A 13,523-nucleotide genomic window follows, 5' to 3' on the forward strand; every position below is an offset into this window, starting at 1 on the left:
GATATTCTTTCAAATTCTTAGAATGATAGTTCCACACCCATGGTGAACTGTCGTGACGCCGGATACTGTGCCTGATAAACATTGGCCGCCACTTCCGGGTCCAATCCCGTGAAGCCGGTGAACGTCAGCAGGTTCTGCCCCTGCACGTAAATCTTTGCCGATGTGAAGAAGTTGGTCTTCCTCAGCCACAGCTGCGGCAGGTTGTAGGCAAGCGTCAGGTTCTTCAGGCGCAGGAACGACGCGTTCTCGAGGAAACGGTCGTCAAGCTGGGGCGTAACGCCGTGGCGCGGTATGTCCGTTATGTCGCCCGGATTTTTCCAGCGGTCGTAAAGCAGACGTTTCGACTGGTTGTAAGCGGTATAAAGCCCGTTGCTCTCCTCGAAATAGCGGTCGTTGTTCACTACCCACTTGTCGGCCATCCAGCTGAACTGTGCCGAGAGCGAGAGTCCTTTCCACGAGAGCGTGGTACCGAAACCTCCGGCCCATGGAGCATCATACGACTTGCCCGTCATCACCTTGTCGCTCTCGTTGTATTCGGTGGTTATCTCTCCATCCTTAGTGTACCAGAGGGCATCACCGTTGGCCGGGTTAACTCCGGCGTACCTGTTCATGAAGAACTCGCCCACCGGATGTCCCACCTGGTATTTCAGTCCGGTAGTGGAGTTAACGTACTCCTGTACCCCGTTATACAATTCCACCAACTTGTTCTTATTATACGACACGTTAGCACTCACGTTCCATGTGAAGCCTTTCACACGGAGCACGTCTGCCGCCACGTTCAACTCTACTCCCCTGTTCACCATCGCTCCGATGTTTTCCCAACGGTAGCCCTCGCCGGTCACGGCATACGACTGCGGCACCAGCATAAGCATGTCCGTGGTCTTCTTATTATAAAGGTCGATATCCACATTTATCCTGTCAATGAACGCAAGACGGAAACCGAGGTTGTTTGCCCACGTTTTTTCCCATCCCAAATCCTCGTTGCCGCTCTGCATCGGGTATATACCCGCCTCGTCGGCATAGTTCGGACCGCCGCCCACGAGTGCCAGATGGTCATAGTCCGGTATCTCGGAGTTACCTGAAGTACCTGAGCTGAGTGTCACCTGCGCACCGGTCAGCCAACTTACATCCTTAAGGAATGCCTCGTTCTTCATATTCCACATCAGACCCACAGACCAGAACGCACCCCAACGGTTTTTGCTACCGAAACGCGAGGAAGCATCGGTACGCACGGAGAAATCGGCGTAATACAAATCCTTATAATTGTATTCCCCACGAAAGAAGAACGAGAGGTATGAATACGATGATGTGCTGTCCGTCCATGAAGAGGCACGTGTTCCGGACGATACGTTCGTGAGCAGGTCGTGCGTCTGGCCGGCAGTAACGACCTGGAAACCTTCCGACATGTAGTTCACGGCTTCCTGTCCGAGGAGGAAGTTGAACGAATGGTCTTCATTATAGTTCCAGCGATAGTTGGCCGTGGTCGTCTCCGTAAGATTGAGCATGTCCGACGCACTGCGTCCCGCGCTACCCATGCCATCGTTGATGATATAGCTCGGGAACGACCTCATAAATCCCTTGGAATATGTGTAATCCGCTCCGAACTGGCTCCTGATGGTGAGGTTTTCTATCGGCGTAATCTCCGCGTAAATGGTGGACAACATCTTGTATTTAGTATATTCCACAGGGTTCATGTCCATCCACTCTATAGGGTTCTGCCCCGTGCCCTGCCACGAACCGTCGTTCTGCGAGGCTATGGAACCGTCCTCATTATATGGATTCCAATACGGGAGCATGAAGCGGCATGCCGAAATAGGAGTATAGAGGGCGTATGAGCCTGACTCCGCCTGCTGTATTTCCTCGTATGCCGCCATTGTGTTGGTACCCATCTTCAGCCAGTTGCTAGCCTTCACTTCGGCATTGGCGCGTATGTTATAACGGCGGAACGTAGAGCCTTGGGCTATACCGTCCTGGTCATAGAAACCGCCAGACACGTAATAGTTAAGCCTGTCCGTGGCACGGTTGACCGACAGTTCGTAGCTCTGTAGCGGGGCAGCGTCCTTGAACACGGCGTCAAGCCAATCGACATCCACACGCGAGAGCAAGTCATAATCCTGTCCGGAATCGAGCCCCACTTCCTTTTCATAAGCTATACGCTCCTCCGTGTTCATCAAATTCCATTTGCCGGTGTTGGCAAGCTGTGAGAAACCGAACTGCGCACGCAACGTCACTTTCGCCTTATCCATGGAAAGTCCTCGCTTTGAGGTGATTACAACCACTCCATTTGCCGCACGCGCTCCATAAATGGATGTGGAAGAAGCGTCCTTCAGCACGGAAATAGACTCTATATCACCCGGGCTGATGGCATTGAAATCCGAACTTGAAATAGGTACACCGTCAAGAATGAAGAGCGGCGCCGTACCTGAATTGATGGAGTTTGTACCACGAATCTGGAAAACGGCCGGCTCGCTCGGCTCTCCCGAATTCGAGATTACGGACAAACCCGGCGTCTGCCCCTGCAAAGCCTGGTCGAAACTTGCGGCAGGCACATCGGCCATCTTGTCGGCCGAAACCGTTGACACGGCACCCGCTATGGTTCCTTTCTTACGAACGCCGTAAGCTACCACCACCACCTCGTCTATCATCTCCGCATCGGATTTCAAAACAACGTTCAAAACTCCGGTGGAAGCATTGACCTGATGGCTCTGCGACTGCATACCGATATAAGAGAATACCAAGGTCGCATCTGACGCGCCTTTAACCTCGAAGCTGTAATTACCGTCCATGTCGGTAACTACACCGTTAGTAGTCCCCTTCTGCAATACCGTCACTCCTATCAGCGGGCTACCGTCCTCGTGGGCGGTAACGGTACCTTTCACCACAAAACCTTGGGCAAAAACCGAATGGAATGAGAATAAAGCAAAAGAGAAAAACAAAAGAATAAATCTTTTCATCTTCCGCTAGTAAATATTAAATTAAAAATTAAATGAATATTCATGCAAAACAGGCAAACGAAAAAACAGGCATCATTTTTTCCACCGAAAGCATGATGCACCACGATTACGCCATTCACCTGGTAATAGCTACAAGATACACAAGTACTTATGAAAACACTTTTTCATAAATAACTCTCAACGCAAATTAATTTTTAGAAAGAATCCCGTGCTTTGACGTTACGAAACACGATATCCCAATTGTTAAAAAATAGAGAACATTCCAAATTTGTTTCCATTTCTATTCCTTTAACTTTATTACACCTATATTCTATTCCTTAATTCTTTGTGGGCGCAAAATTACAAAAGTATGGCATAGCATAAAATAAATTAATGAAGTTATTTCATTACAATATATAACCTGCTTATTACATAAACATATTCATCCTTTACAAAAAAACACACAGACACGCATTTTTCATTTAATTATGTCACACAATAAGTATAACAGGAACACATTAAGCAATAATATTACACAAATATGAAAGCACCAATTTGAAAGTATAAATATTGTTAATGTGAATATTTATAAGATTTTTAATCAATACAAGAATATAAATTATAAAAAATACTTATTCTGAACATCCATTTTCAGAGCTATCGAAAATCTGTAATACATATTGTAAGCAGTAAAACAAATAAAAAAGAACGGATTCTCGTCATAAATAAATTATCATTTCATAAAACATTGTGAACAAATACATATACAAATCTAACATTATAAAATGGATGCTATTCGGTTCATAAAACATTTCATCTTTTATTGCATTTCAACTCATTCTTAATTATCCCCCCCCAAAAAACCGCCCATAATAGAGCGGTTAAAATCTTTTCTAATCATGTTTGACCTGAGTAACAAGAACCTTATCAATTCTTGCCCCGTCCATATCAACTACTTCGAAATTAAATCCATTCCATTGCAGAGTCTCCCCACTTTGAGGTACATGCTGCAGGTGTTGTAATATAAGTCCTCCAAGGGTATGGAAATCTGATTTTTCAAACAATTCAGGACGGTTGAAATAATTAAGGAAGTCGTACATAGGACACTGTCCGTCAACCAACCACCCGTCGTTATTTACTCTCTTGATAATGTCTGGTTCATCATCGGCTTCATCTACATTTCCTACCAGTCCTTCAAGAATATCTTTCAATGTAATAATACCAGTACATGCCCCAAATTCATCACATACAAGAGCCCGGCTTATCTTCTTCATCTTCATTTGCTCAAGCACCTTATATACATTCATGTTTTCATGGAAGAACACCGCTTCCTGTGTCAAAGAAACAAGATTAAAATCATTTTCATGCAGATGCAAAACGAGATCTTTCAAATGAATAACACCTTTTACATGATCCAAATCACCATCAGCAATAGGATAGAATTCATAAAGATTGTCATTCACAATGCTTTTTACATCATCTACGGTCATATCTGTGTCCAGCCATACGATATCCGACTTATGCGTCATAATAGAGCTTACCTTCAAATCGCCCAAAAGAAATACCCTCTGCATGATATCCTGCTCAACCGGTTGCACCTCACCGTCTTCGGCTCCCTCTTTAATAATAGACTTGATTTCTTCTTCTGTCACCTTATTATCCTCCTCTTTTACTCCAAGAAGATTGAAGATAACCTCAGTGCTTTTTGCTAGCAACCAAACGAAAGGAAGAGCTATTACAGAAAGTATGTTCATCGGCTGAGCCATTACCTTTGCAGCCTTTTCAGCCATACTCATACCTATACGCTTAGGAACAAGCTCGCCAAATATAATAGTGAGATATGTCACGACTACAACTATAATTCCCTGGGCCAAGCCAAAAGCGTATGTAGAAGAAATTCCCCAAGATTTCATAGCTTCTGTAAGGTCAACCGCAATCTGGTTTCCGGAATAAATACCGGTGAGGATTCCTATAAGAGTAATACCGATTTGTACTGTTGAAAGAAACCTGTCCGGTTCATTAGCAAGTTTAAGGGCTGTTTTGGCCGATTTGTTTCCGTTTTTAGCGTCAGCGGAAAGACGTGATTTACGGGCTGATATGAGCGCCACCTCGGACATTGCGAAAACTCCATTAAGCAATATCAACCAGATGATTATAAAAATTTCGTTCATAGATATATATAAATATTTTCAACAGCAAAAATAATAGATTGTTCACGCTCAAGACGAATTAATAACATTCTATTAGAAAGTTTTAACAATATGTTTATTGTCCATTTTGGGCAATACCTAAAAATGATTAGTAATACATACAAAAAACAGCATGAAATATACCTAAAAATTGCGATTGTGGGAAAATGCTCATGGCAGTAACTTTGCATCCGGAATTAAAAGATTAGAAAATATATTTATAAGGTATTAGTTTATGAGCAAAAAGCTGTGGAGTCAGTATTTTAAATTTGTGTTTCTTTTTGCCGCAATGACATTATGTATGACAGTCAAAGCGGAGGTACAGAAGATTATCTTATCCGGTATAGTAAAATCTACAGACAAGAGTCCTGTGGATTTTGCAACCGTCTATCTGAAGAACACCAACTTCGGATGTACTACTAATGAAAAAGGAGAATACAGACTTAACGCTCCTGCTGGAGAATACACACTTGTAGTTTCGGCCATAGGTTTCGAGACTTACGAAAGAAAGATCAATGTCGGTCATCACAACAGCAGACACATAATAACATTAAAACCGTCAGTAACAGAACTGGACGAAGTAGTTGTAGTATCAAACGGAGTGAGTCGTCTGAAACGTTCAGCATTCAATGCAGTGGCTGTTGACACAAAGGAGATGAAGAACAGTACCAAAAGCCTGAGTGATGCTCTAGCCAAAGCTCCTGGAATGAAACTCAGAGAATCAGGAGGTGTAGGTTCGGACATGCAGCTAATGCTTGACGGTTTCAGTGGAAAGCACGTGAAGGTTTTCATTGACGGCGTTCCGCAGGAAGGCGTTGGAAGTTCGTTCGGCCTGAATAACATCCCGGTAAACTTTGCAGAGAGAATAGAAGTATATAAAGGTGTAGTTCCAGTAGGCTTCGGCTCGGACGCCATAGGAGGAGTTATCAACATTGTCACGAACAAAAAGAGACAGAACTGGTTCCTTGATGCTTCGTATTCATACGGTTCTTTCAATACTCATAAATCAAACATTCATTTCGGACAGACTTTGAAAAACGGATTTACCTACGAGATAAATGCTTTTCAGAATTATTCGGACAACAATTATTATATAGACGGACCTATAAAAGACTTTGAAACCGGAAACATCAACGCAGGAACAGGCAGAGTAAAAAGATTCAATGACACCTACCACAATGAAGCTGTAATCGGGAAAATTGGTGTAGTAGATAAGAAATGGGCAGACCGACTAATGTTCGGATTTACATATTCAAATATGTATCAGGACATACAGACAGGTGTACGTCAGAATATCGTCTATGGCGAAAAGCACAGAAAAGGACATTCGCTTATGCCTTCAGTGGAATACAGTAAAAGAGACCTTATTATTAAAGGACTTGAACTGATGATAACAGGTAACTACAACAGAAATACTACTTATAATGTAGACACTGCAGCATACGAATACAACTGGCTAGGCGACAAGAAACTGATGAATACCCGTGGAGAACAGTCGTATCAATATTCGCGTGCAGACAATGATAACTGGAACAATACAGTAACACTGAACTACAGAATAGGTAAGGCACATTTCATTACATTTAATAATGTGTTCAATGCATTCAGACGCGAAAACACTTCTCTACTAACCAAAGAAGAACAGACCGACCCTATAGACAAACGTACAAGGAAAAACATCAGCGGACTGTCATACAGACTTATGATGTCGGAAAGATGGAACTTTTCAGCTTTTGCAAAACAATATTTACAGTATGTATCAGGTCCGCAAGCCACAGATGCTAATAATTCAGACTTTGTACGTACAGACAGAAAAGTCAGTTCAACCGGTTATGGAGCAGCTGGTACATTCTTCGTAATACCTTCATTGCAGGTAAAACTCTCGTATGAAAAAGCCTACCGTCTGCCTACCATAGAAGAAATGTTCGGTGATGAAGACCTGGAAATGGGTGATGTAAGTATTCGCCCTGAGAACAGTGACAATATAAATCTGAATATAAGCTATAACAAGACTTTTGGCAAACATAGTGTTTATCTGGAAGGTGGACTTGTATATCGTGATACAAAGGATTATATACAGAGAAACATTGCCGACCTCAGCGGTGGCAAAATGGCTGCAACATATATCAACTATGGAAAGGTTCTTACCAAAGGAGTAAATGCTTCAATAAGATACGGATTCAGCAATTGGCTGAGTATCGGAGGGAATTTCACCCGAATGGATGTAAGGGACAATCAGGAAAAGGCAATAGGTACCAACCAGCCTAATCTGGCTTACAAGGAACGTATGCCAAACATACCTTATATGTTTGCCGATTCGGACATAAACCTATACTGGCACAACCTGTTTGAGAAAGGCAACACGCTGACCTTTACATACGACAACCAGTATCTGCACAGCTTTTCATACTATTCGCAGGTGATAGGCTCAAGCAGCGACTACATTGTTCCAAACCAGTTTTCGCACAACATCAGTCTTTCGTACAGCATGAAGAAAGGAAGATATAACATTTCCTTCGAATGCCGTAATCTGACAGACGAAAAACTGTACGACAATTTTAGTTTACAGAAAGCAGGAAGAGCATTCTACGGAAAAGTAAGAGTATATTTTGGTAAATAAAAGAATACAATCTAAAATGAGCAAAAAAATGAGTAAAAAAAATTTTATCAGAAACATGGCCATATTACTTGGCGTAGCAGTATCTGCAACTTCATGCAGCGAGGAGACAGTTGACAACAACAATAATAACAACAATACAGACCAAAAAGGTCAATATGTAATAGCTGCATCGGTCACAGCATCCGGAAATACCACTAACGTACTTCTTACAGCCTCATCGCTAGACGAAGGAACTGTTTCAACCAAAAACAACGGACTTGTTAACGACGGAGCTACACAGTGGATATACTATAACAACCAGTATCTTTACGGGCTGGCATACAACCAAGGTAATGCGGGGGTCACAACATCATTCATCCTTGACGCAAACAATAATATTAAAAAGAGAAACGGAGAATTTGCCATAAGACGTTTTACTACTTTTGGCACATACGGAAAGTATATCATGACTACTTCTACCGGCGACGGACCTACAGAATGGAACGATGAAAACGGTTATACACCGAAATCATTCCTCATTTCTTATTTGGATGCCGCAGGAGAAGTTTATACAACTAACGATACTCAAAACGAAAAGTATCTGTCGGAAAACTTCCTTGGAAACGGAGAATATGTTACCTTAGCAGGTCTTCTTGAAAATAACGGCAAGATATTTTCGGCAGCCATACCTATGGGATTGAGCCAGTACGGAACCAAATTTGAAAACGGGAAATGGGTTCTGCCAGGCAATGAGGATTTGGTAAAGACTGAATCAGGTGGTAGCGGAAGTAGTGCGTATGACAAAGATGAACTTCAGTGGACTCAGTACCCAAACGAATGCCACATAGCTATATTCTCTGACGAGACTCTCACAGAAAAGAAAATCATAACGACAGACAAGATAAGCTATGCAGCCGGAAGAATGAAATCGCAGTACTACCAAATGGTATGGAGTGCAGGCAACGGTGATATTTACGTATTCTCACCAAGTTATGCCAAAACGATGAAAGACAGCCGCCAGCAGACTACACTGCCTGCCGGAGTTGTGAGAATTCCTGCCGGAACAGAAGCTTTTGACGATTATTACTGCAATATAGAAGAGAAAACAGACGGAAAATCATTCATGCGCTGCTGGCCTATAGCTGACGACTATTTCCTTTTGCTCATGTACGACCGTCCATTCTCAGAAACAGGTTATACAGCAAACCAGCTTGCTATTTTCAAGGCTGAAGACAAGAAGCTTACATACGTAACAGGCATGCCTTCGGACGTAAGCGGATTCGGAAACACTCCATACATAGAAAATGGAAAAGCTTATGTAGCAGTTACTACCACTTCCGGATATCCTGCCATCTATAAGATAGACCCTACTACAGGAGTTGCGACAAAAGGACTTACCGTAGAGGCGACTCAGCTTTCAGGTGTAGGAAGACTTAATGTAACAGAATAACATTGATAGCATTATAGGAGAGCTTCCATCTCCTATAATATTTTATTACAAAAAAATAAGAATGAATAAAACATTACACAAGATACATCTCTGGCTTTCTATCCCATTAGGGCTGATAATCACTGTGATATGTTTCACCGGAGCCACACTTGTATTCGAACAGGATATCACACGTGCCCTAAACAAAAATCTGTATCAGGTGGAAATACCGCAAGGCAAGGAAAGACTCAGTCCTTCTGAGGTCATAAATATATTACAGGAGAAGCACGATGGAATGAAGATTTCATCAGTAAGGATTCCTAACTCTCCCAAAGAAACTTATCAGATAAGCTTCAGCAACGGAGGAAAGAAAGTCCTGTTCGTCAATCCTTACACAGGAGAAAGCATAGGATGGTCGAAATCATATCCTTTCTTTCAGACTATGAGGAAACTCCACAGATGGTTTCTTGATATTCCTAAAAGTAAAGGCAGCATGTCAACCGGTAGACTTATAGTGGGTATTTCTACAATAGCCATGACAATAATCCTCATAAGCGGACTGGTGATATGGATTCCACGTACCCGTAAGGCTCTGAAAAACAGACTTACAGTGGCGTGCGGCAAAGGTACAAGACGACTGATGTACGACTCTCACGTAGCACTCGGTTTCTATGCCACAATATTCCTACTGATTATGGCACTGACCGGACCTACATGGTCGTTCGGATGGTATAGGGAAGCCGTGTCCTCACTTCTTGGAGCCGAGCCTCAACCACAGAGCCAACAAGCCGGATACGCTCACGGACATGGACATGATGAGAAAAAAGAAAACGGCAAGACAGAACGCCGACAGGAAACAAGCATAGCATACGATGCTGCCTTGAAGGAGATACAAAATCTCTATCCCGAATATAACTATATCAAGCTGAGCAAAAATGAAGCCACTGTATCATTGAATAAAAACGGATACAGACAGAAATCTGACAACATAAAGTTCAATCCCCAAACCGGCAAAATAACCGAAATCAGAAAATTCGAGGATAACAGTGTCCGGCAGAACCTCAAAGGATTGATATATTCGCTGCACGTAGGAACATGGGGCGGTCCTGTAACCAAAGTCCTTTACTTCCTGGCAGCACTGATAGGTGCAACTCTCCCACTTACGGGATATTATCTTTGGCTTAAAAAGAAGATGAGGTAACAAAACTCCAGACAACATATCTGAAAGTTCGTAACGGGCTTACATATTCTGTAAATAGAACTTGTGTTTGTATAAACAACAGTGTGGTTTATATAAACACAAGTTCTGTTTTTATAAACCACACTGTTGTTTATAGAAAATAAGCTGAAGAAAATACTTTTTCGACGGCAAAAACCAAACATTTTATAGCAGTAAAGCAGTTTCTCAATTCAAAAACATATCATAAATTGCCAAATCTTCAAAAATATATGAGATTTGGCAATTTATATGGATTTTTTATACTATATTTGTTAAAGTAAAATTCAACAGTTATGATAATTGGACGAAAAGAAGAGCAGAAAACATTACTTTCGGCAGCACAGTCGGAGTATTCGGAATTGATAGCAGTCTATGGTCGCAGACGCGTAGGCAAAACATATCTTATTCGTGAAACTTTTGGCTATAAGTTTACATTCCAGCATACAGGCTTGGCCAATGCCAAAACCAAAGACCAATTGTTCAGTTTTGCTATCTCACTTCGCGATGCAGGTTACGACGATTGTCCTACTCCGAAATCATGGCTGGAAGCATTCAGTCTGTTATCTCATTTTCTTAAGAACTCAACAGACGAGAAAAAGATAGTATTCCTTGATGAGCTTCCGTGGATGGACACCCCCCGTTCGAATTTCATTTCTGCTTTTGAACACTTCTGGAATGGATGGGCTTCAGCCCGCAAGGATATTGTTTTGATTATATGCGGATCTGCCACATCGTGGATTATCAATAAGGTGATTAACGACCACGGAGGACTTCATAATCGTGTGACACAACGTATTGCCCTTCAACCATTTACTCTGAAAGAGTGCGAAATGTTCGTCCAAAACAAGGGAATTGAAATGAGCCGGTATCAAATTGCCGAGTGCTATATGGTATTGGGAGGCATACCATTTTATTGGAACTTGCTTGAAAAAGGACTTAGTCTTGCTCAAAACATCGATAAAATGTTCTTTTCCAGAAATGGGAAATTGACAAATGAGTTTAACCAACTCTATGCTTCTCTGTTTAAATCGCCTGAACAATATATAGATGTAGTAACAGCTCTCGGCAGAAAAAAGGCAGGTATGACTCGCGAAGAAATTATAACAGCAACAGACAAGCAAAGCAATGGTGCATTGAGCAAAGTGCTTGACGAGTTGGAATACTGCGGATTTATACGGAAATTCAATGGTTATGGAAAAAAAACAAAAGAGGCAATCTATCAATTGACAGACAACTATACGCTCTTTTATTTCAAATTTATCCGGCAAAACACAAACAATGACGAGCACTTCTGGTCGGTTTCTATTGATTCTGCAACGCATAGAGCATGGAGTGGTTTGGCTTTTGAACGCCTGTGTATGGCTCATACGCAGCAAATCAAGGCAGGATTAGGCATTTCCGGAGTATTAAGCAACATCTACTCATGGCGAAAGGAAGCAGATGAAAATGGCGAAGGAGCACAAATAGATTTGTTGATAGACCGCAATGACCAGGTAGTGAATATATGCGAAATGAAATACTCCCTGTCAGAGTTTTCTATCGATGCTGAGTACGAACGTAACCTACGCAACAAAAAGAGCGCATTCATCGAGACCACAAATACGCGCAAGGCTGTACATATTACTATGGTAACGACATACGGAATCCGTAAGAACTCTCACTCCGGTATAGTGCAAAGCGAAATAACGTTGGAAGATTTGTTTGCATAGCGTTTAATCAGCGTTTAAACACCATTTAAACAGTATTTAAATACAAAACCGTACAAGGTGTCCGTTTTCGGACACCTTATTTTTTCGTCTTTCACTGATAATCAACGGATTAATATTTTGGCACACATCTTGCATAATAAAAAGCGTCATAACGAACAATTTTATTCAAAACAGATTATTATGGATAGAGAAATACCAAAAGAAGTTCTGAAAAAAGAACGTAACAGACGAATATTAAAATATGGAAGTATAGGAGGTGGCTGCATTGCCCTCATCCTAATACTTTTTTCCCTGATGCGCAGCAGTGTGAAAGAAAAAGACCTGGTATTCTCGGAAGTAAGCAAGGGTACTATAGAGGTTAGCGTCAGCGCTTCAGGAAAGGTGGTTCCCGCATTCGAGGAAATTATCAACTCCCCTATCAACACACGTATATTGGAAGTATATAAAAAAGGTGGAGACAGCGTAAATATAGGTACACCAATTCTTAAACTGGATCTGCAGAGCGCCAAGACAGAATACAATAAGCTGCTGGATGAGGAACAGATGAAACGCTACCAACTGGAACAGCTGAAAGTGAACAACAGTACGTACCTGAGTGACCTTGAGATGAAAGTAAAGGTGGCTGAAATGAAACTGAACCGCATGAAAGTGGAACTACGCAATGAGCGTTACCTCGACAGTCTGGGTTCGGGTACTATGGACAGGGTTCATCAGGCAGAACTGAATTTCGAAACAGGAAAGCTGGAACTGGAACAGCTGCATCAGCAACTCGCCAATGAACGAAAGGTCAAGGCCGCCGACCTGAAGGTAAAACAACTGGAGTATGAGATTTTCCTTAAAGGACTTGCCGAGACAAAACGTACGCTTGACGAGGCACAGATACGCTCGCCACGCAAGGCTATCCTGACGTATATCAACAATCAGATTGGAGCTCAGGTAAACGAAGGTTCGCGTATAGCAGTGATTTCCGATTTGAGCCATTTCAAGGTTGAGGGTGAGATAGCCGACACTTATGGTGACCGTGTTGCGGCCGGCGGAAAGGCCGTAGTAAAGATAGGCAGTGAGAAACTTGAGGGACAGGTGAGCAGTGTGACACCGCTTTCAAAGAACGGAGTCATTTCATTTACCGTTCAGCTGGAAGACGACAGTAACCGCCGTCTCCGCTCAGGACTGAAAACAGATGTGTATGTGATGAATGCCGTAAAGGAAGATGTTTTGCGCATTGCCAATTCAAGCTATTACGTCGGACGCGGCGATTATCAGCTTTTTGTACTTGACGGTTCAGATGAGCTGGTAAAACGAAAGGTCCGTCTGGGAGATTCCAATTTCGAATATGTGGAAGTGGTATCAGGACTTCAGCCCGGTGACAGAGTTGTTATAAGCGACATGAGTCAGTATAAAAACAAGAACAAGTTGAAACTAAGAAAATAAATACAGCGATAAGT

The 13,523-nt window shown here is 42.3% G+C and carries 7 protein-coding genes; 5 read left to right on the forward strand and 2 right to left on the reverse strand.

Translation table 11 applies throughout. The features are described from left to right. Nucleotides 1–17: 17 nt before the first annotated feature. Nucleotides 18–2,954, reverse strand: a complete 2,937-nt coding sequence (locus H6A61_RS04215; protein WP_204391285.1) for a SusC/RagA family TonB-linked outer membrane protein — start codon at nt 2,952–2,954, stop codon at nt 18–20. A gap of 872 nt (nt 2,955–3,826) precedes the next feature. Continuing rightward, nucleotides 3,827–5,104 carry a hemolysin family protein gene (locus H6A61_RS04220; protein WP_204391287.1) on the reverse strand — a complete coding sequence of 426 codons (1,278 nt, stop codon included), beginning with the start codon at nt 5,102–5,104 and terminating at the stop codon, nt 3,827–3,829. A gap of 307 nt (nt 5,105–5,411) precedes the next feature. On the opposite strand from H6A61_RS04220, the gene H6A61_RS04225 reads away from it, so the two are divergent. The 5 genes from H6A61_RS04225 (at nt 5,412) to H6A61_RS04245 (ending at nt 13,509) form a co-directional block, all read left to right on the forward strand. Further along, complete coding sequence (locus H6A61_RS04225; RefSeq protein ID WP_204391421.1) at nt 5,412–7,742, forward strand: TonB-dependent receptor; 2,331 nt, start codon at nt 5,412–5,414, stop codon at nt 7,740–7,742. A 28-nt stretch (nt 7,743–7,770) separates the two neighbouring features. Beyond that, on the forward strand, nt 7,771–9,171 hold the full coding sequence (locus H6A61_RS04230; protein ID WP_239469105.1) for a DUF4374 domain-containing protein: 1,401 nt from the start codon (nt 7,771–7,773) through the stop codon (nt 9,169–9,171). A gap of 61 nt (nt 9,172–9,232) precedes the next feature. Beyond that, nucleotides 9,233–10,351, forward strand: coding sequence for a PepSY-associated TM helix domain-containing protein (locus H6A61_RS04235; protein ID WP_204391289.1), 1,119 nt, complete (start codon nt 9,233–9,235; stop codon nt 10,349–10,351). A gap of 311 nt (nt 10,352–10,662) precedes the next feature. After that, nucleotides 10,663–12,078, forward strand: coding sequence for an AAA family ATPase (locus H6A61_RS04240; protein ID WP_204391291.1), 1,416 nt, complete (start codon nt 10,663–10,665; stop codon nt 12,076–12,078). Nucleotides 12,079–12,258: 180 nt separating this feature from the next. Beyond that, nucleotides 12,259–13,509, forward strand: a complete 1,251-nt coding sequence (locus H6A61_RS04245) for an efflux RND transporter periplasmic adaptor subunit (RefSeq protein WP_204391293.1) — start codon at nt 12,259–12,261, stop codon at nt 13,507–13,509. The last annotated feature ends 14 nt before the right edge of the window (nt 13,510–13,523 follow it).

This window comes from Bacteroides caecigallinarum (assembly GCF_016901995.1).
Taxonomy (GTDB): domain Bacteria; phylum Bacteroidota; class Bacteroidia; order Bacteroidales; family Bacteroidaceae; genus Phocaeicola; species Phocaeicola cellulolyticus.